Origin of the sequence: Flavobacterium pectinovorum, from assembly GCF_900142715.1 — a bacterium.
Taxonomy (GTDB): Bacteria; Bacteroidota; Bacteroidia; order Flavobacteriales; family Flavobacteriaceae; genus Flavobacterium; species Flavobacterium pectinovorum.
Genome location: NZ_FRBX01000002.1, coordinates 65,888 through 86,583 on the forward strand (window position 1 = coordinate 65,888; position 20,696 = coordinate 86,583).

The 20,696-nt window shown below is 34.0% G+C and carries 22 protein-coding genes; 20 read left to right on the forward strand and 2 right to left on the reverse strand.

All coding sequences use genetic code 11. The features are described from left to right. Nucleotides 1-333 precede the first annotated feature (333 nt). From metG to BUE22_RS06930, 10 genes are all read left to right on the forward strand, one after another. Nucleotides 334-2,391 (forward strand): methionine--tRNA ligase, encoded by a 2,058-nt coding sequence (gene metG, locus BUE22_RS06885; RefSeq protein WP_073394346.1) that lies wholly within the window; start codon nucleotides 334-336, stop codon nucleotides 2,389-2,391. 312 nt (nucleotides 2,392-2,703) lie between these two features. Beyond that, entirely contained in the window at nucleotides 2,704-2,979 is a 276-nt protein-coding gene (locus tag BUE22_RS06890) for a hypothetical protein (RefSeq protein WP_073394347.1), read from the forward strand. Between the two features lie 271 nt (nucleotides 2,980-3,250). Beyond that, complete coding sequence (locus BUE22_RS06895; protein ID WP_073394348.1) at nucleotides 3,251-4,138, forward strand: DMT family transporter; 888 nt, start codon at nucleotides 3,251-3,253, stop codon at nucleotides 4,136-4,138. A 234-nt stretch (nucleotides 4,139-4,372) separates the two neighbouring features. Further along, on the forward strand, nucleotides 4,373-5,080 hold the full coding sequence (locus tag BUE22_RS06900) for an HAD family hydrolase (RefSeq protein ID WP_073394349.1): 708 nt from the start codon (nucleotides 4,373-4,375) through the stop codon (nucleotides 5,078-5,080). Beyond that, complete coding sequence (locus BUE22_RS06905; RefSeq protein ID WP_073394350.1) at nucleotides 5,080-5,709, forward strand: chloramphenicol acetyltransferase; 630 nt, start codon at nucleotides 5,080-5,082, stop codon at nucleotides 5,707-5,709. The genes BUE22_RS06900 and BUE22_RS06905 overlap by 1 nt, the downstream gene beginning before the upstream one ends. Before the next feature lie 106 nt (nucleotides 5,710-5,815). Beyond that, nucleotides 5,816-6,961 (forward strand): OmpA family protein, encoded by a 1,146-nt coding sequence (locus BUE22_RS06910; protein ID WP_073394351.1) that lies wholly within the window; start codon nucleotides 5,816-5,818, stop codon nucleotides 6,959-6,961. 168 nt (nucleotides 6,962-7,129) lie between these two features. Further along, a complete protein-coding gene (locus BUE22_RS06915; RefSeq protein WP_073395005.1) occupies nucleotides 7,130-8,557 on the forward strand; it encodes a hypothetical protein in 1,428 nt (475 codons plus the stop codon). A 94-nt stretch (nucleotides 8,558-8,651) separates the two neighbouring features. Then, nucleotides 8,652-9,170 carry a ferritin gene (locus BUE22_RS06920; RefSeq protein WP_042563550.1) on the forward strand — a complete coding sequence of 173 codons (519 nt, stop codon included), beginning with the start codon at nucleotides 8,652-8,654 and terminating at the stop codon, nucleotides 9,168-9,170. 81 nt (nucleotides 9,171-9,251) lie between these two features. Beyond that, nucleotides 9,252-9,437, forward strand: a complete 186-nt coding sequence (locus BUE22_RS06925; RefSeq protein ID WP_042563551.1) for a hypothetical protein — start codon at nucleotides 9,252-9,254, stop codon at nucleotides 9,435-9,437. Between the two features lie 78 nt (nucleotides 9,438-9,515). Next, nucleotides 9,516-10,208: a DUF2461 domain-containing protein gene (locus BUE22_RS06930; protein WP_073394352.1), complete on the forward strand. Its 693-nt coding sequence runs from the start codon at nucleotides 9,516-9,518 to the stop codon at nucleotides 10,206-10,208. Between the two features lie 77 nt (nucleotides 10,209-10,285). Here BUE22_RS06930 and BUE22_RS06935 read toward each other — a convergent pair whose 3' ends face one another. Beyond that, nucleotides 10,286-10,615, reverse strand: a complete 330-nt coding sequence (locus BUE22_RS06935) for a single-stranded DNA-binding protein (RefSeq protein ID WP_042563553.1) — start codon at nucleotides 10,613-10,615, stop codon at nucleotides 10,286-10,288. Between the two features lie 175 nt (nucleotides 10,616-10,790). Here BUE22_RS06935 and BUE22_RS06940 point away from each other — a divergent pair, with 175 nt between their 5' ends. Genes BUE22_RS06940 through BUE22_RS06950 form a run of 3 tightly spaced genes read left to right on the forward strand, consistent with a single transcriptional unit; the run spans nucleotide 10,791 to nucleotide 15,070 of the window. Then, complete coding sequence (locus BUE22_RS06940; RefSeq protein WP_073394353.1) at nucleotides 10,791-12,320, forward strand: bifunctional GNAT family N-acetyltransferase/carbon-nitrogen hydrolase family protein; 1,530 nt, start codon at nucleotides 10,791-10,793, stop codon at nucleotides 12,318-12,320. Next, nucleotides 12,317-12,664, forward strand: coding sequence for a hypothetical protein (locus BUE22_RS06945; RefSeq protein WP_042563555.1), 348 nt, complete (start codon nucleotides 12,317-12,319; stop codon nucleotides 12,662-12,664). The genes BUE22_RS06940 and BUE22_RS06945 overlap by 4 nt, the downstream gene beginning before the upstream one ends. 12 nt (nucleotides 12,665-12,676) lie before the next feature. Next, nucleotides 12,677-15,070, forward strand: coding sequence for a M28 family peptidase (locus BUE22_RS06950; RefSeq protein ID WP_073394354.1), 2,394 nt, complete (start codon nucleotides 12,677-12,679; stop codon nucleotides 15,068-15,070). 59 nt (nucleotides 15,071-15,129) lie between these two features. On the opposite strand, the gene BUE22_RS06955 is transcribed toward BUE22_RS06950, so the two are convergent. Next, entirely contained in the window at nucleotides 15,130-15,525 is a 396-nt protein-coding gene (locus BUE22_RS06955; protein WP_042563557.1) for a rhodanese-like domain-containing protein, read from the reverse strand. A gap of 144 nt (nucleotides 15,526-15,669) precedes the next feature. On the opposite strand from BUE22_RS06955, the gene BUE22_RS23870 reads away from it, so the two are divergent. From BUE22_RS23870 to BUE22_RS06985, 7 genes are all read left to right on the forward strand, one after another. Further along, entirely contained in the window at nucleotides 15,670-15,822 is a 153-nt protein-coding gene (locus BUE22_RS23870; protein WP_243396771.1) for a LysR family transcriptional regulator, read from the forward strand. Continuing rightward, nucleotides 15,819-16,559, forward strand: a complete 741-nt coding sequence (locus tag BUE22_RS06960) for a LysR substrate-binding domain-containing protein (RefSeq protein WP_243396772.1) — start codon at nucleotides 15,819-15,821, stop codon at nucleotides 16,557-16,559. The genes BUE22_RS23870 and BUE22_RS06960 overlap by 4 nt, the downstream gene beginning before the upstream one ends. Further along, nucleotides 16,556-17,005 carry a GNAT family N-acetyltransferase gene (locus tag BUE22_RS06965; protein WP_073394355.1) on the forward strand — a complete coding sequence of 150 codons (450 nt, stop codon included), beginning with the start codon at nucleotides 16,556-16,558 and terminating at the stop codon, nucleotides 17,003-17,005. Before BUE22_RS06960 ends, BUE22_RS06965 begins: the two co-directional genes overlap by 4 nt. 116 nt (nucleotides 17,006-17,121) lie before the next feature. Continuing rightward, complete coding sequence (locus tag BUE22_RS06970; RefSeq protein WP_073394356.1) at nucleotides 17,122-17,946, forward strand: SDR family oxidoreductase; 825 nt, start codon at nucleotides 17,122-17,124, stop codon at nucleotides 17,944-17,946. A 230-nt stretch (nucleotides 17,947-18,176) separates the two neighbouring features. After that, on the forward strand, nucleotides 18,177-18,653 hold the full coding sequence (locus tag BUE22_RS06975) for a methylated-DNA--[protein]-cysteine S-methyltransferase (RefSeq protein ID WP_073394357.1): 477 nt from the start codon (nucleotides 18,177-18,179) through the stop codon (nucleotides 18,651-18,653). Nucleotides 18,654-18,782: 129 nt separating this feature from the next. Continuing rightward, complete coding sequence (locus tag BUE22_RS06980; RefSeq protein ID WP_073394358.1) at nucleotides 18,783-19,496, forward strand: 3'-5' exonuclease; 714 nt, start codon at nucleotides 18,783-18,785, stop codon at nucleotides 19,494-19,496. 55 nt (nucleotides 19,497-19,551) lie between these two features. Next, nucleotides 19,552-20,625 (forward strand): winged helix DNA-binding domain-containing protein, encoded by a 1,074-nt coding sequence (locus BUE22_RS06985; RefSeq protein WP_073394359.1) that lies wholly within the window; start codon nucleotides 19,552-19,554, stop codon nucleotides 20,623-20,625. Nucleotides 20,626-20,696 lie beyond the last annotated feature (71 nt).

Below are 20,696 nucleotides of genomic sequence, written 5' to 3' on the forward strand. Positions count from 1 at the left end.
CGCAAAGGTTTATTTTTGAATAGATTAAAATCCATCCCTATAATGCCCAGAGCTGAAGGCTCTCTCGAAAAAGTTCCGAAGGAATGATTTATTTTGTAGGGCTGGACTTCAGTCCAGTCTAAATAACGCAAGAATTTCCGCAAAGAATGTCGTCAATCTTTGTCGAGCTGCTCGCGAAGATTTCTCGTTCCTCGAAATAACAAACTGTACGATTAATCATTAGCTTCAAATTAAACTCTGCGACTTTGCGAGATTAAAAATTCTCCGCGAATCTCAGCGCAATAACAAAATCTCAATTCTATTGCTTATTTTTGCACTCAATAAAATTGAGTTATGATACAGAATCCAAAGAGATATACTATTACGGCGGCATTGCCTTACACCAACGGACCTATTCACATTGGGCATTTGGCGGGGGTTTACGTGCCTGCAGATATATATTCGAGATACTTACGTTTGCAGGGAAAAGACGTTGCGTTTATTTGCGGAAGCGATGAACATGGGGTTGCAATTTCGATGAAAGCCAAAAAAGAAGGAGTTACGCCACAAGAAGTTATTGATAAATATGACGGAATTATCAGAAAATCATTTGCTGATTTCGGAATTTCGTTTGATAATTATTCCCGAACTTCGGCTAAAATTCATCATGATACGGCTCAGGAATTCTTTAAAAAACTATATGATAACGGTGACTTTATTGAAGAAGTAACCGAGCAATTGTACGATGCAAAAGCAAATCAGTTTTTGGCAGATCGTTTTGTTGTGGGAACTTGCCCTAGATGCGGTAACGATGGAGCTTACGGAGATCAGTGCGAAAATTGCGGATCGACTTTGAATGCTACGGATTTGATTAACCCAAAATCGACAATTACGGGAGAAACGCCAATTTTGAAAGCAACAAAACACTGGTTTTTACCTCTTGACAGATATACTGAATTCTTAACAGAATGGATTTTGGTTGGACATAAAAGCGACTGGAAACCTAATGTTTACGGACAAGTAAAATCATGGGTTGATGGCGGACTTGAACCTCGTGCGGTAACGCGTGACCTTGATTGGGGAATTGATGTTCCGGTTGAAGGTGCTGAAGGGAAAAAATTATACGTTTGGTTTGATGCGCCAATTGGGTACATTTCATCAACAAAAGAATGGGCGGCGCGCGAAGGAAAAGACTGGGAACCTTACTGGAAAGACGAAGACACAAAACTGGTTCACTTTATTGGGAAAGACAATATTGTTTTTCACTGTATCATTTTCCCTGCGATGCTTAAAGCCGAAGGAAGCTATATTTTGCCGGACAATGTACCTGCAAATGAGTTTTTGAATTTGGAAGGAAATAAACTTTCGACTTCTAAAAACTGGGCAGTTTGGTTGCATGAATATTTAGAAGAATTTCCGGAGAAACAAGACGTTTTGCGTTATGCATTAACTTCAAACGCTCCAGAAACTAAGGATAACGACTTTACATGGAAAGATTTCCAGGCGAGAAATAACAATGAATTGGTTGCTATTTTCGGGAATTTCATTAATCGTGTAGTTGTTTTAACAAACAAATATTACGACGGTTTTATTCCGACACCAAATGAATTTACAGAAGTTGACGAAGCGGCTTTAGCTGAATTAAAAGCATATCCGGCTGTGATTTCAAGTTCGGTGGAGCGTTACAGATTCCGTGAAGCTTTGGGAGAATTGATGAATGTTGCTCGTTTAGGAAATAAATATCTTGCTGACGAAGAACCTTGGAAAGTAATGAAAGACAATCCGGAGCGTGTAAAAACTCAAATGTATGTGGCGTTGCAAATTGCTGCTGCTTTGAGCATTTTGGCTGAACCGTTTTTACCTTTTACTGCGGCTAAATTGTCAAGAATTCTTAAAAATGAAGGCAAATTAAAATGGAATGACGTTGCTGAGAATTCAGAATTGATTCCGGAAGGGCACCAAATTGGTGAAGCTGAATTGCTTTTTGCAAAAATCGAAGACGAAGAAATACAAAAACAAATAGATAAATTGGAAGCTACAAAAACAGCTAATCTTGCCGAAAACAAACAAGTGGAACCTCAAAAAGAATTAATTCAATATGAGGATTTTGCCAAAATGGATTTACGCGTAGGAACCATCATTGAAGCAGAAAAAATGCCAAAAGCCAACAAACTTTTGGTTCTAAAAATTGATACTGGAATCGATGTTCGTACGATAGTTTCCGGAATTGCCGAAAGCTTTTCGCCAGAAGAAATTATTGGTAAACGTGTTACGGTTTTAGCCAACTTAGCGCCAAGAGCTTTACGCGGAGTTGAAAGTCAGGGAATGATCTTAATGACAACAAATACCGAAGGAAAATTAGTATTTGTAAATCCTGATACTGATGCTCCTAATGGAGAAACGATAAATTAATCCTTTCATTATTTCTTGTATTCGTTGTCCTGCAAGGTTTTTTTCAACCTTGTAGGTCTTTAAATATATTGTCATACCTACAAGGTTGAAAAAAACCTTGTAGGATAAAATAAGCGTATTTTTCTTACATATTTAGTTTTTAATTGTACATTTGTTTTGCAAACATTATTACCAAGTAGAAATCCTAAACTTATTAAGTTAACATAAGCGTATACCACGTCATGGTGAAGGGAACGGGAAACCGCCTAAAATTATTCCTTGGAATGTTTGCACACCTTAAGCGTGGTATTCGTGTATCTAATATTTTCTAATATGCAAACAGAAAATGAAAAAACATCAAAACCTGATGTAATGCGTGCAATGGCAAAATTTCTATCAGACCTTTGGTTTGAAGATGATTTTAGGGATCAACCGGAACATTTGTCCGAAATTTTCGAGACAATTCTACTAACAGAAATGGGCGATCAACAGGATCTTCGAATCAAAATGATAAGTTCCATCAGAACAAGTAAATTGCTGGCCGAAACAATTGGTTCTTTTTCTGATTTGGAAATTAAAAATGCCTGCACCAGAATCATGAATGCATAATACCACTCAAAAACAAGTTTGATCCTAAATTTTATTGTTAAGCATAATTTGAAATTTGCCGTTAGGCACGAAATATTGGTAGAAAACATCAATTGGTAAGAATTTAGCGTGCCGTAGGTACGCCACATTTATACCTAATTTCGTACCTACGGCACTCCAACGAATTCAAACCTGTTTTTTCTACCAATATTTCGTGCCTAACGGCACAATTCTCCTTTGTGTTTATATTTCTTTTTTAAATAAAAGGAAAAATCAAGATATTTGCTATAATATGAAAATCACCAAACCAAGATTAGCCTTAATAGGCGGAATACTTTGTATTTCAATCTTCCCGATATTAGTAAAACTGAAACTAGCGCCAGGATTAATTTCAGCTTTTTACAGAATGTTTTTTGCTGTTACTTTGCTTTTGCCTTATGTACTTTTAACGAAGAACTTTAAAATTCCGAATACAAAATTTCTGCTTTTAGCAGCACTTTGCGGTATTTTATTTGCCTCAGATGTTGCAGTTTGGAATATCGCCATTCAGGAATCAAGCGCGACTCAGGCTTCGTTGCTGACGAATTTATCTCCGCTTTGGGTTGGAATTGGTTCTTTCTTCTTTTTGAAAATAAGACCTGCAACTAATTTCTGGATCGGAACTGTAGTTTCCTTATTTGGAATGATCACTTTGGTAGGTTTTAGCTTTTTTATGGAACTGAATTTTAATCAGGCCTTTTTGTTCGCAGTTTTATCCGGAATTTTATATTCGATTTATCTTTTGGTGAGCAAAAATGTACTTTCGCAAGTTGATGTTTTATCGTTTATGACGATTAGTTTATTGGCTTCAAGCCTTTATTTAGGAATATTATGTCTTGCTTTGAACGAACCTTTTACAGGATTTTCAAACACGGGCTGGTTTGTTTTGCTGTTGCAGGCTGTAATTTGTCAATTGTGCGCCTGGCTTTCTATAAGTTACGCGACACAACACATGCGCGCGACGAGAGTCTCGTTGAGTTTATTGAGTCAGGCTGTAATTACTTCAATATTAGCTTGGTTGTTTTTGGAAGAACAAATAACTTTACAAATGGTTTTTGGCGGGATAATTTTGCTTTTCGGAATTAGAATTACGTTTTACGATAAAACTATTTCATTGAAAAGACTGTTTTCTAAGAATTAGGAATGAGAAATAGCACGCGGATGACACGGGTTTAAACGGATTTACGCAGATTGATTTTAAAATAATTCGTGAATTTGAAGCAAAAATAGCTTCACGCAGATTTTGCAGATTGAGCAGATTATTTTTAATCTTTAAATCATTTAATCTGTGCTAAAAATTTGAGAAAATTCGTGAATTCGTGGCGGAAAAAACCTGAAACAAAGAAAACCTGAAACTAAAAAAACAAACATCTTTATGTTACATAAAAATAAAATACCAAACTTAAAAGTAATTGCATTTGATGCTGATGATACTTTATTTGTAAACGAACCTTATTTTCAGGAAACGGAGCACAAATTTTGCGCTTTGATGGAAGATTATCTTTCTCATCAGGGAATTTCGCAGGAATTATTTAAAATTGAAATCGCCAATTTGCCTTTATACGGTTACGGAATCAAAGGTTATATTTTGTCGATGATTGAAGCGGCGATGAATATTTCGAATAATACAATTCCGGTGGAAGTCATTGCAAAAATCATTCAATACGGAAAAGAACTATTAGAAAAACCTATCGAACTTCTGGATGGTATTGAAGAAACTTTACAATCTTTGCACGGAAAATACAAGTTGGTTGTAGCGACAAAAGGCGACTTAAAAGACCAGCACAGTAAATTACACCGTTCTGGTTTAGGACATTATTTTCACCACATCGAGGTAATGTCAGACAAGCAAACTGTAGATTACGAAAAATTACTTGGACGTTTAGAAATTCAGCCGAATGAATTTTTAATGATCGGAAATTCATTAAAATCAGATGTATTGCCTGTTTTAGAAATTGGCGGTTATGCGGTTCACATTCCTTTTCATACGACTTGGGAACATGAAAAAATCAATCACAAAGTAGAGCACGAACATTTTAGTTCATTCGAGAAAATTTCTGAAGTGCTCCATAATTTATTATAATGAAAACACTTTTAGATTTAGAAAATTGGAATAGAAAAGAACATTTTGCCCATTTTAGTAAAATGGAAGAACCTTTTTTTGGCGCCACTGTACAAATTGATTGTACAAAAGCCTATCAAATGGCGAAAAGCCTAAACAGTTCTTTTTTTATCTATTATTTGCATAAAACACTAGTTGCTGTAAATACAATCGAAAATTTTAAATACCGAATTTCCGATGACAAAATTTACATTAATGATCGCATTGATGCATCAGCAACTATTGGTCGTGAAGATGGTACTTTTGGATTTTCACTGATCGAATATAATCCGGATTTTGAGGTTTTCAAACAAAATGCTTTGACAGAAATCGAGCGTATTCAAAACACAACAGGGCTTTTTACAAGATCGTTTGATGACGATAATGTCATACATTTCTCGGCAATTCCGTGGTTGAATTTTACTTCACTTTCTCACGCAAGAAGTTATACTTATCCGGATAGCTGCCCTAAAATTTCTTTTGGAAAAATGATTACTTCAGAGACCGGAAAAAGAACAATTGCTATGTCTGTTCATGTTCATCACGGTTTAATGGATGGTTTGCACGTTGGACAATTTGTAGATTTATTTCAGGATTTGATGAATAATTAAACAGAAATGCTTCTGTGCCCTATTGTAGTGTAAAAATGACCTCTTAAGGATAATTTTTCCTACAAATAATTGTTGGTTTGCGAAAATTTTTAAATCACAAACAACAATGAAAAAAATTGTAACTATTGTTGCATTAACAATAGGTTTAATAAACCTACATGCACAAACGGAAACAAAAAGCAATGAAACTAACTATAACAAATGGTCTATAGAGGTAGCTGGCGGTCTTAACAAACCACAGCGTCCGTTTTCAGCGAAACAGTATTATACTAATATTCCGAGTCCTTTTGTAGTTGATCTGGGAGCGAGGTATATGTTCAACAACAAATTTGGTTTAAAAGCTGATATCGGATACGATAGTTTTACAGATGGTAAAAATTCAGCAAGCTTCAAGTCAAATTATTATAGAGCTGATTTGCAAGCTGTAGCCAATTTAGGCCGAATCATGAATTTTGAAACCTGGACCAAAACAATTGGTCTGTTAGGTCATACTGGTTTTGGGATGAGTGTGTTAGAAAACAAAAACATGCCTTTTAATGATAAAATGGTCAATTTCATCGCAGGTGTTACAGCACAGGTTAGATTAACGGACAGATTAGCGTTAACAGGTGATTTTTCTACCATTTTGAATGCTAGCCAGGACGCAACATTTGATGGAGTTTATCGTGATAATGTGGAAAGAGGATTCTCTGGAATTATTTTTAACGGAACTGTAGGTTTAAATATTTACTTAGGAAAACAAAATCAGCATGCTGACTGGGTTGTGGTTTCTGATAATGCTGATCTTACAGCATTAGAAAACAAAATAGCTGATCTTGAAGCTTTGGTAAATAAAATTCCGGAGCAAAAACCACAAGTTATTGTAGAAAAACCAATAACTACGACAATTGTAAGCGACAAAGATCCTATGAAAGAAATGATCAATGACAAATATTACAGCGTTTACTTTGACTTTAATAAATCTACTCCAATAGAAAATTCAACTGCTGCAATTGATGTTGTTTTAACTTATTTGAGAAAAAATCCTTCTACATCACTTGATATTATTGGATACGCTGATCAGGTTGGCAGTGTGGAGTACAATGAAAAATTATCAAGCTTAAGAGCTAATAATGTAAAAACCATTTTTGAAAAAGCAGGCATTTCATCTTCAAGATTAAATGTTGTTTCGGCGGGAGCTGACACATCTATTCAAAAAGATTATGAAGAAGCAAATAGATTAGCAAGAAGAGTTACTTTCAAAGTGAAATAATTCTTTCATTAAAAATATTTAAGCCCTAAAGAAAATTTCTTTAGGGCTTTTTTTATGTTTAAAATTACCACAATTGATCTATCTTTATATATCGTTTTAAAACTTTATAGAGAGAAAATCCCGAAGCAACCAATTAAAATTGGAATGATTTTTGTCTCACAAAAATTTATGAAAAAACTTTTACTTCTATCGCTACTAATCTCTAAATCAGTTCTGTTTGGTCAAACAGTCCTAGCTTCTTTTCCTTTAGATTTAAAAAAAACAACTGAAGAAAATCAGGTTCTCAATGTAGAGAATACACAAACGCATGATGTTTTTGTTTTTGCAGCAACAACAGAAAATGTTACCATTTTAAAATACAATAGTGCCTTATTTTTAAATGAACAATTTACTTTTCCGAAAACAAATCTGGAAAACAGATCGTTAGTTGGCTATAGTTTTGGAGAAGATGGAAATCCAAATTTATATTGGGCTCTGGAAGATTTTAAAAATATAATCATTGTAAAGTATTATTTAGAAACTAAAACGCAGAAGATGCTTCAGTTTAGTTTTCCGTTTTCAACACATGATATTTTAAACTTTTTTCAGGAAAACAATGCCTTTTATATTCTTTCAAAAGAAAGAAATGTACAGGCTTTAACTCTTTACACATTTAAAAACGGAACAGCAGAAGAAAAAGTATTTGATTTCTCTACTTATAAGTTTCAGAATAAAAACACTCAATTTGTCACTTTTAACCGAATTGTTGATGAAGATCCTATCGAAAAAATTGACGTAAAAGAATTTGTGCCTTTGGATAAAAGTTCAAAAAAGAGCAAAGCCTATTTATTTGGTGATCATCTGATTTTAACTTTCGATTATAATCCAAAAAAAACACAGGTTTTTGATTTGGATATTGAAAAACATACAATCAGCGAAAAATCTTTTATACAACCAGGTATTGACAATGCAAACAAAAGCAATTCATTTCTTAACGATAATAAACTATATCAAATAAGTTTGAACAAGTATGGATTTGCAATTGATGTAAAAGATTTTAACTCTGGAAGTACATTAAAAGAAATTAAAGTGTTGAAGAATGACACGATTAAATTTAAAAATTCCCCATTATTTGTACAAACAGATGGGCGAAAACCTTCAGAATTAAGGAAAACAAGTCAGTTTTTAAGCCAATTGTATTTCTTAAATGTTGGATTATCTGCTTTTAAAAACCAAAGAAACACACTGCTTACAATAGGCGGATCTCCAAAAGAAGAAGATTATTCCAGTTTTTATTATAATGGCGATTTTCCACAAATCGATCACGCCAGAACGGTTTATTTTGAAAGTATACTGAATAATAATCTTGAATTTATACAAGAACCTCAGCTGCCTTTGGCAATTGATAACATTTACTACTTTTTGAGCACTCAGAAAAGAATCGCTTTTCAAAATATATTTAAATTTAAAGATTATTCTATTTTAGGATATTACGACAATGCAACAAAACAGTATGTGATGCGCAAGTTTACTGATGGATTTATGGAGCCGGAAATCACAAATCCGATTATCAATAAGGCCATTTTTTCCAGGGATTTTCCTTTAGAAAAACCTTAAACTTATTGAGAATTAATCAAAATGTCTTTGGTTTGGCACTTTCAAAAAATCGTTTTGGATTATTTTTTTTAACTTTACCAAAAAGACACATATTATGCTATCAAAAAATATTGAAACGGCTCTAAACAAGCAAATTCGCATAGAGGCAGAATCTTCGCAAACTTACCTTTCTATGGCTTGTTGGGCTGAAGTACACGGATTAGAGGGAATTGCTCAATTTATGTACACACAATCAGACGAAGAACGCGCGCACATGTTAAAACTGGTAAAGTACGTTAACGAACGTGGCGGACATGCACAGATTACAGACCTAAAAGCACCTAAAACTTCTTATTCTACTTTTAAGGAAATGTTTGAGGCACTTTATAACCACGAAATTTTTGTTTCAGAGTCTATCAACGAATTGGTACACATCACTTTTGAAGAAAAAGATTATGCAACTCACAATTTCTTACAATGGTACGTAGCAGAACAAATTGAGGAAGAAGCCACAGCTAAATCTATTCTAGATAAAATCAACTTAATTGGTGATGATAAAGGCGGACTTTACTTATTTGATCGTGATATTCAGCAATTAACGGTTACAAGCTCAATCGCTATTAATCCAAAATAAAAAAGTTAAAGTTTATTTAGAATACTTAAAAATAACTTTTATTCTTTTATATTTGTCACTGTTTAATAATACAGAGACAAATTGAGCAAGAAAGAAAAAGATAAAGACAAGAAAAAGGATAAAAAGAAAAAGAAGAAAAAAGATATCCTTGAAAAACTTAAAAAGTTAGAAAACTGTAAGTCATCTTGTTGTGAGAAATATAAAAAGAGCGAGAACAAACGCTGCTCACGCTGTCCTATGTTTGATTTATTAAAAAAGACTGCTTAAACTATATTATAAAAAACCCACCAATTGGTGGGTTTTTAGCTTTAAATTGCAGTCATCTTAAAGTCTCAAATTTTAATTATGGAAAACCCGATTACTATACCAAAATCCAGTCTTGATTTTTTAACTCAACTTAAAGAAAACAATAACAAACCCTGGTTTGAAGCAAATAAACCCAATTACTTAAACGAATTAAACCATATTGAGAATTTTGCCGGAGCTTTGCTTCAGGAACTTTCTAAAACTGATGTATTAGAAACTGCTTCGGGCAAAAAAAGTGTATACCGAATTTATCGCGATATTCGTTTTTCGAAAGACAAAACGCCTTTTAAAACTTTTTGGGGAGGCAGCTTTACCCGTGCAACAAATGCCAGACGTGGCGGCTATTATTTTCATCTGGAAAAAGGAAACAGTTTTTTTGCAGGCGGATTCTGGGGGCCAAATGCCACAGATTTAAAACGCATAAGAAGCGAATTTGCCCACGATCCCGAACCATTTCGAAAAATATTAAAATCAAAAACCTTTGTCAGCACTTTTGGAACTTTACAGGGCGAACAGCTTAAAACTTCTCCAAAAGGTTTTGATGCCGATCATGAAGCAATTGATTTATTGCGTTACAAACAGTTTTTGATCATAAAACGTTTTACAGATGATGAAGTTTTGAGTCCAAAATTTTTAGAGCAAGCTTTAGAAACATGTCAAAACATGAGACCTTTTTTCGATTATATGAGCGAAGTACTTACTACGGATATAAACGGCGGTTCTATTTTATAGCTTACACGCAAAAAACCCGACAGTCCCGAAGTCTCGGGATAAAACCTGTCGGGTTTAAATATCGAATTTGTTAAACGTTATTTACTAAGCAACAAAATCTCACTTACAACAACTTCGGTCACATAGCGCTTTTCTCCGTTTTTGTCATAACTTCTGTGGGTCAGTTTTCCTTCAATTGCAACTTCTTTGCCTTTTACAACATACTTCTCGATAATCTCGGCCGTTTTTCCCCAGGCAGTTACACGATGCCATTCGGTTTGTTCTACTTTTTCACCTTTATCATTTGTGTATTTGTCGTTTGTGGCAATAGTTACGTGAGCCAACTTTCTACCGTTTTCTAATGTTTTAATTTCCGGATCGTTTCCTACGTTACCAATTAATTGTACTCTGTTTTTCATTGCATTCATGGCGTATATTATTTAAATGTTCATATAAAGAATTCGTTTATCAAATTCAACGATGCAAAGATGTAACGACATGCAAAATTTATTCGGTTACAAAGTATTTACTTTCGGTTGTAACTATTTGTAAGCGTTTGTAAGTGGAAATATTTTTTTGTATATTTCACAGAAATCTTACTATATGCAGGCGCAAATCAATAAAGTTGAGTTAAGAAATTTAGAATTGGACGATTATAAACAATTGAAAAATTCAATGGTAGAATCGTATCCGGAAATGGCCAATTCCTACTGGAGATCTGATGATATAAAAAAATTACTCTCAATATTTCCTGAAGGTCAATTAGTTATTTTAGTTGACGGCATAGTTGTAGGCTCTGCCCTATCTTTAATTGTCGATGAAAAACTAGTTGACAAAAGACACAATTACAAACAAATTATTGGCGACTATACCTTTTCAACCCATAATCCGGATGGGGAAATTTTGTACGGTATAGACGTTTTTATCCACCCACATTATCGCGGTTTGCGTTTGGGGCGTCGTTTATACGATGCAAGAAAGGAACTTTGCGAACAATTAAACTTAAAAGCCATTGTTTTTGCAGGAAGAATTCCTAACTACAGTCAACACGCTAAAAAATTTACTCCGAAAGTTTATATCGATAAAGTAAAACACAAAGAATTACACGATCCAGTACTTTCCTTTCAGCTGAGTAATGATTTTCACGTTTTGCGAATCATCAAAAATTACCTTGAAGGCGATGAAGAATCAAAGGAGTTTGCGGTTCTTTTAGAATGGAATAATGTTTATTACGACGAAAGTCCGAAATTGATTAATCTTGAAAAAAGTGTTATCCGTTTGGGATTAATTCAATGGCAAATGCGTCAGCTTAACAATGTTGAAGAATTTTTTGAGCAATCAGAATTTTTCATTGATGTTGTTTCTGGCTATGGTGCCGATTTTGCTTTATTTCCAGAGCTTTTCATTGCCCCTTTAATGGCAGATTACAATCATTTGTCTGAAGCAGAAGCTATTCGGGAACTTGCCCGTTATTCTGATCCAATAAGAAAACGTTTTCAGGAATTTGCTATTTCATACAACATCAATATTATTACTGGAAGTATGCCTTACCTCGATAACGGTAATTTATACAACGTTGGGTTTTTATGTAAAAGGGACGGAACTTCAGAAATGTATACCAAAATTCACGTTACGCCAAACGAAGTGCAACATTGGGGAATGAAAGGCGGATCGCACTTTAAGACGTTCGATACTGATTGTGGCAAAATTGGAATTTTAATTTGTTATGATGTTGAGTTTCCGGAGCTTTCAAGAATTATGGCCAATGAAGGAATGAATATTTTGTTTGTCCCATTTTTAACAGATACTCAAAACGCCTACACGCGAGTAAAACATTGTTCGCAAGCGCGTGCCATAGAAAATGAATGTTATGTTGCCATTGCCGGCTGTGTTGGTAATTTGCCAAAAGTAAATAATATGGATATTCAATATGCGCAGGCCTCTGTTTTTACGCCTTCAGATTTTGCTTTTCCAAGTAACGGAATCAAAGCCGAAGCAACTCCAAATACTGAAATGACCCTAATTGTTGACGTTGATTTAAATTTACTAAAACAGCTTCACGAGCACGGCAGCGTTCGAATTTTGAAAGACAGAAGGCATGATTTATACGAAATTAAAAAAATCGATCAATGAAAACCTGTCTTGAATGTTCAGAAAAAATTGTAGGTCGCGAAGACAAGAAATTTTGTTCAGACAATTGCCGAAATGCCTATAATAATAAAATAAATAAGGATAGTAATAATTTCATGCGGAATGTAAACAATAAGTTACGCAAAAATTACCGTATTTTGTCCGAGCTAAACACAGAAGGGAAATCAAAAGCAACAAGAGATAAAATGATTAATAAGGGTTTTGATTTTGATTTCTTTACAAATATTTTGCAGACTAAAACCGGAAATACCTATTATTTCCTGTACGACCAGGGATATCGCTCTTTGGAAAATGATTATTTTATGCTCGTTAAAAAAGAAATTTAGTATATATTCAATATGAGAAAAAACCCGACTTCAATACTTGCTTTTGTATGCGTTTTAGCAATTTTAGGTATTATATACACCACAATGATGCCTCAATGGGTTTCTAAAAACGAAGAAGCCCTTGCTGAATTTTCTACAGAAAGAGCTTTCAATCAGGTTAAAATTATTGCTCAAAAACCACATTATGTTGGTTCAACAAATCATGAACTTGTTGCTAATTATCTTAAATTAGAATTGAACCGAATTGGTTTAGAAACTTCGATTCAGGAAGGATTTACACTAAATGATAAAGGGCTTTTGGTAAAATCCAAAAATATTCTGGCCCGCATAAAAGGAACCAACAACTCAAAAGCACTTTTATTACTTTCTCATTATGACAGTGCTCCGCATTCTTTTTCAAAAGGAGCAAGTGATGATGCATCAGGAGTTGCGACAATTCTGGAAGGAATCCGTGCTTTTTTATATTCTAAAAATCCACAGAAAAACGACATAATTATTCTTTTTTCAGATGCTGAAGAATTAGGTTTAAACGGTGCCGCACTTTTTGTAAATCAGCATCCGTGGGCAAAAGATGTTGGTCTGGTTTTAAATTTTGAAGCCCGGGGTTCTTCAGGACCAAGTTATATGCTGATGGAAACTAACAAAGGAAATCAGGCTCTTGTAAAAGAATTTGCAAATGCAAAAGCAAAATATCCCGTTTCAAATTCGCTCATGTATAGTATTTATAAAATGCTGCCAAACGATACTGATCTGACTGTTTTTAGAGAACAGGGAAACATTCAGGGTTTTAATTTTGCTTTTATCGACGGCCATTACAATTATCATACGCAACAAGATGATATCCAGCATTTAAACAAAACAACTTTATCTCATCAGGGGACTTACTTAATGCCCTTATTAAAATACTTCTCAAATATTGATTTAAACTCTACTCAAACTACAGAAGACAACGTATATTTTAGTGTTCCTTTCGGATTCATAAATTATCCATTTGCATGGGTATTTCCAATGTCCTTAATTGCTTTAGGATTACTAATTCTTTTTATTTTTATAGGAAAAGCAAAACGCGTTATTACTTTCAGAGAAATTTTCAGGGGTTTTGTTCCTTTAATTGGTTCTATAGTCATTGCCGGTTTGGTAACTTTTCTGGGCTGGAAAATAATATTAGAGGCTTATCCGCAATATTCAGATTTGCTAAACGGTTTTACTTATAACGGACATGCTTACATTGGGGCTTTTGTAACACTTACTATTGCCATTTGTTTTGCTTTCTATAACCGTTTTTCGGAAGCAAAAATTACAATGAACCATTTTGTAGCGCCTTTATTGCTTTGGATTATTATCAATCTTTTTTTAGCCAATAGTTTAACCGGGGCAGGTTTCCTTATTATTCCTGTTTATTTTGGAATCCTTTTATTCGGAATATTTGTAATCACGCAACATTATAGCTTAGGTCTAAATTTATTATTTAGTATTCCCGCATTGGCAATTGTGGCGCCTTTTATCATCATGTTCCCGATTGGTTTAGGTTTGAAAATACTTTTTGGGAGTGCAATACTAACTGTTTTACTTTTCGGATTATTACTTCCCATATTTGGTTCTTTTTTTAGAAAAGGTGTCTGGGCGATATTATTTTTTATTACCTCGATCGCTTTCTTCGTTTATGCCGGTTATAACTCAGGATATGAGTACGGAAAAGCAAAATCTAACAGTTTGGTGTATGTTTACAATGCCAATACAGATTCGGCAGTCTGGACAACTTATGATGTAAATCTTGATGAATGGACTAAAACTTATTTAGGAGAAAAAAATCAAAAAGCGGTAGGTTTAAACGGTTTGCCATTAGCCAGCAAATACAATTCTACTTTTACTTATAGCGCGATTGCGCCAAATATTGCCATTTCAAAACCAACTATTGAGTTCTTAAAAGACAGCGTAGTGGGCAACAACAGGTATTTAAAAATAAAAATAACGCCAAACAGAAAAGTCAATCGTTACGATATTTACGCCAATCCAAAAATGACTTTTTATAATTTTAAGGCCAATGGAGTTTCAACTTCCGGTCAAAAAGGAAATCGTTTAGAACGAGATGACATGAAAATTCTATGCTACTATGTTGTTGGCAATGAGCCTTTGGTTATGGATTTCTACATCAATAAATCATCTCTGTTTGATATGGATTTAATTGAGAGTTCTTTTGATTTAATGACCAATCCGCTGTTGAATATAAAACCAAGAAGCGACTGGATGATGCCAACGCCTTTTGTATTGAACGATGCTATTTTAATTCAGCAAAAAATTAAAAGATATACAGCACCTCTAAACGTTCCTATTGAAACCGCACCGATAAAAGACAGCACCATAACTGCAATAGATACCCTAAAACAGGTTGTTAAGCCTGAATAAAACAAAATATAAATAACTATAAAAAAGGCAAACTTAAATTTAAGTTTGCCTTTTTTTATTTAACAAGCACATTCAATTTTTAAGCCTGCTGCTTTACCATTTGTTCCTTCTGTTGCATAACCGTCAACCTTCCACCACTCTATTCCGCCAATTAATTCTTTTACTTTAAAACCAAGTTTTGCCATATTCAATGCGCCTTTTGTTGATGCATTACAGCCAATTCCGTCACAATAGGTTACATACAAAACTTCTTTATCGAGATGTTTTGTACTTTCGATTGTCATTTCGCGATGCGGAATATTAATTGCTGTCGGAATATGTTCTGCCTGATATCCAAAAGACTTTCTGGCATCAATAACGACTACTTTTTCTCCATTATTTAAAGCATCAAACAAATCCGAAGGATCCATTTCAAAGGCCAGTTTATTTTCATAATGTTTAATTTGTGTTTCCATTTTTTTAGTTTTAATGATTAGTTTTTTCAAAAGTAGTCCAACATTATATTCCATAAAAACGAAAAGAATTCATCCATTTCATTACTTTTTTTCATACAAAAGCCAGATTAAAATTTTGTTACTTTGTATACTAATTCTCTAAAAATGGAAATACGGCATTTACGATTGATAAAAGCGATTGTTGAAGAAGGAAGTATCACCAAAGCAATTGAAAAACTTCATTTAACCCAATCGGCGTTAAGTCACCAACTTAAAGAAGCCGAATACCAATTGGGTACGCCTATTTTTTTAGAATGAATAGAAAACTGGTTTTAACCAAAGCGGGTGAAAAAATGTACGGGATTGCTAATGAAATTCTCGACAAACTTTCACAAACCGAATCTCAAATCAAACAAATGGTTTTTGGAGAGCACGGCGAAATCAGGATTAGTACCGAATGTTTTTCAAGTTACCACTGGCTGCCTTCGGTTTTAAAGCAATTTCATTTGCTGTATCCAAATGTTGAATTGAAGATTGTTACTGAAGCCACACATATTCCCCTGCAAAAATTACTGGATAACACAATTGATATTGCCATTATCAGCGACCAGATCAATGATAACAACATCAAATATCTGGAACTTTTTCAGGATGAAGTTGTTATGGCTGTTTCTGAAAGCCATGCATGGGCAAATAAAAAATACGTTGTTGCCGAAGATTTTATCGACGAACATTTACTGATTCATTCCCTTCCAATGGAAACCGTTACGATTCATCAGTTTGTTTTGGCTCCAGCCAAAGTAACTCCCAAAAAAATTACAGCAATTCCATTAACCGAAGCTTCTCTGGAAATGGTAAAAGCCGATATGGGAGTTATGTCGATGGCAAAATGGGCATTGCTTCCACATTTGAAAAACAATCCCATAAAAGCCATTAAAATTGGTAAAAGCGGCCTAAAAAGAAAACACTTTATAGCAATCAGGCAAAATGAGGTTTATCCTGACTACTTTCATCATTTTATTACCTTTTTACAAACCGAAATTAATATTCAATGAAATATTCTATAAGAAATTGCGAGCTTTCAGATTTACCAAAACTTGTTATTTTATGCCAAAAACATGCTGAATACGAAAAAGCCGATTATTCTCCTGAAGGAAAAGAAGAAGGTTTAAAAAAGATTTTATTTGCTTCAGAGCCAAATCACTTTTGTTTAGTAGTTGCTACAGAAAATGACATTGTAGGTTATGCAACTTATAATTTTATGCATTCAACCTGGGATGCTGCAGCTATTATACACATGGATTGTTTATTTTTAGAAGAAGAAGCCAGAAACTACGGTATTGGAGAGGTATTAATCAACAAACTAAAAGAAATTGGGAAAGCAAAAAACTGCATTAACATGCAATGGCGAACACCTCAATTTAACGAAAGAGCTATAAAATTCTACAACCGAATTGGCGCAAAAGGAAAAGAAAAAATCTGTTTCTTTTTAGATTTGTAATAAAAGTGCGCAAATTTTAATCTCGCAAAGTCGCAAAGATAAAAACGAATCAATTTCAATTTTAAGTTTTTCAACTTTGAACCTTTGTACCTTTGCAACTCTGAACCTTCAAAAAAATGACTCAAATAAGTATTTTAGGCTGTGGCTGGCTGGGATTGCCTTTGGCAAAAAGCTTAATCGCAAAAAGGCGTTCTGTAAACGGATCGACAACATCTGAAAATAAGCTACAAATTTTGAAGGATGCTGATATAAATCCATTTTTAGTTACGCTTGAAAGCGAAAGTATTTCAGAGACCGTAATTCCGTTTTTAGCCAAAAGCGAAATTTTAATTATTGATATTCCGCCAAAGTTACGCGTAACAAATTCTGATACTTCAGATTCTCAACGAAAGGTTTTTGTGGAAAAAATCAAAACTTTGATTCCGTTTATAGAGCAATCAAACGTAAAAAAGGTACTTTTTGTAAGTTCGACTTCTGTTTATGGAGATGAAAATGATTTAATCACAGAAGAAACAACTCCAAATCCGGAAACAGAAAGTGGCAAACAATTGCTTTTAGCAGAAACTCTTTTGCAAAAAAATAAAAACTTCGAAACAACCATTTTACGTTTCGGCGGATTAATTGGCGAAGATCGTCATCCGGTAAAATTTTTAGCAGGAAAGGAAAATCTCGAAAACCCTGATGCGCCAGTAAATTTAATTCACCAAAACGACTGCATTAACATTATTGAAGAAATCATTTATCAGTCAAAATGGAATGAAGTTTTCAATGCCGTCGCTCCTTTTCATCCCACAAGGGAAGAATATTATACACAGAAGGCAAAAGAACAGGGTTTGGTGTTGCCTAAATTTGGCGTTGAAAAATCGAATATTAAAAAGATTATTTCAAGCGAAAAGGTTGAAAATAGTTTAAACTATCACTTTAAACTTGACGTTTGTTAAACCATATAAGTGATATAAGTTCATATAAACAAACTGCAAAACTTTGCGACCTCCTAAGTAAAACGCAACAAAACCCATTCATTCACACATAACAAACTTTGAGACCTTTGCGAAAAAACTTTGTGTTCTCTGCGGTAAAACAAAACTTAAATACTTATATGGTTTAAATAAAATTGCGAACTTTGCGAAATACTTTGCGCCTTTGCGGTCAAAAAACTTTATAGTAAAATATGGAAACAGTTTACATAAATTCACCTTTAGGAATCACCAAAATAGTTGGAGATGAAGATGGTATTGCTGTAATTTCAGTTTCAGATGTGGGAACAAATGAGGTTTCTGAAGTCATTCCTGAAGCTTTAAAAGAAGCTGTTTCTCAATTACAAGAATACTTTGATAAAAAAAGAACTGATTTCGATTTCAAACTAAATCCTAAAGGAACAGAATTTCAGCAAAAAGTGTGGAAAGCCCTATTAGAAATTCCATACGGAAAAACCATAAGTTATATGGATCAAACCAAAAAACTGGGTGATATAAAAGCAATTCGCGCTGTTGCATCGGCAAATGGTAAAAATCCGCTTTGGATTGTTGTGCCCTGTCATCGCGTTATTGGCACAAATGGATCTTTAACGGGTTACGCCGGAGGTTTGTCTCGCAAAAAATGGCTTTTGGAACACGAAAACCCAACTACACAGCAAAGTTTGTTTTAAAAACACAAATTTCACAGATTTACACAAATTAAAAATATAGGTTTATATTTACAAATAATAAATTTCGTGCAGTAGCTTTAACTAAATTAATATATGTTATTTAGTATAATCTCTGTTTAAATTAAAAACATGATCGAAAAAACAAACCTCAACAACATCTTATTTCTGGATATAGAAACCGTTCCTGAAGAAGAAAACTTTAATTTGCTTGACGCAGAAATGCAATCGCTTTGGGATTTAAAAACTCAATATCAAAGAAAAGAAGATTTTACTCCAGAAGAATTCTACGATCGCGCCGGAATTTGGGCAGAATTCGGAAAGATCATTTGCATTTCTGTCGGTTATTTTACGATTAAAGGTGATATTCGAAATTTTCGCGTAACATCGTTTTTTGGCGATGAAGAGAAGATTCTAAAGGATTTTAATAATTTGCTGAATAATCATTTCAATCAACCTCAACATTTATTGTGCGGACATAATGCGAAGGAATTCGATATTCCGTTTTTGGCACGCAGAATGATTATCAACCAAATTGCAATTCCGGATAAACTGAATTTGTTCGGTAAAAAACCTTGGGAAATTCCACATTTAGATACTTTAGAGTTATGGAAGTTTGGCGATTACAAACACTTTACTTCTTTAAAACTACTTACCAAGATTCTCGGCATACCATCGCCAAAAGGAGATATTGACGGAAGTCAGGTTGCGCATGTGTTTTATGTAGAAAAAGATATTGATCGAATTGTAACCTATTGCGAGAAGGATACAATTGCCGTAGCGCAGATTTTCCTTCGTTTGCGTCGAGAAGATTTATTGATTGATGATGAAATTATTCATGTTTAATCAAAGGTACAAAGTTGCAAAGTCACAGAGTTACAAAGTTTAAATCTTTTAGAAGATGACACATCAGGAAATATCGCATCACAGACTTGTTTCTCAAAAACTTTCAGAAACAAACTCATGTTCTCCGCAGGAAATTGTACATCACTTAGGCGCGATGCAGGCTCAGGATTATGGAATGGCAAAATGGGCGATTGGTTCGCGTTGTAATGCTACTGAAAAAGAGATTGAAGAAGCTATTAATTCTACAAAAATCATTCGGACTCATATTTTACGGCCAACCTGGCATTTTGTTGCCGCCGAAGATATTCATTGGATGCTGGATGTTTCCGGACCACAAGTGAAAAAGATTGTAATTTCATCTGCCAAAAAATACGGTTATGATATTCAAAAACTGAATAAGATTAATTCCTCCATCGAAAAAATATTATCGGGAAACAATCATTTAACCCGGGAAGAAATTATGCAGGAACTCAACATTAAAAAAAGTTCCGCACAAGATTTTTTATATGCGGCCATCATGATGAATGCAGAATTGGATGGTTTGGTTTGTAACGGAAAAATGAAAGGCAAACAAATGACTTATGCTTTACTCGAAGAACGTGTCCCAAAACCCAAAACGAAACTGACCAAAGAAGAAGGTTTGGCGAAATTGGCTAAACGATATTTTGAAAGTCACGGCCCGGCAACATTGCTTGATTTCTCCTGGTGGTCCGGTTTTCCGCCTACTATTTGCAAGAATACCATTAATGCAATACAATTGCAATTGAATTCTATTGTTATTGACGACCAAACTTATTGGTTTGTAAATCAAAACAATACAACATTAAACTTGAAGAAAAGCATACATTTTCTTCCTGCTTTTGATGAGATTTTGATTTCATATAAAACCAGAGAAGCTTCTATTTTATTAGATCATCAATCAAAAGTTTTTACCAATAATGGTATCTTCAAACCTATAATTTTGGAAAATAGCAAGGTCATTGGAACCTGGAAGAGAACCATTAAAAAAGATCACACCAAAATAGAAACTGAGTTTTTTAATGAAACCGAAAGTCATAAAAAAGCAATTCTGTTTGAAGGGATTAAAGCGTTTGGAAATTACCTGGAAACCAAAATTGTTATTGAATAAATTTATTAGAATGTTTTATGTCGCTCCGATGGAGCTATCAGGATTTACATATTTTGTTTCTATAAATATCA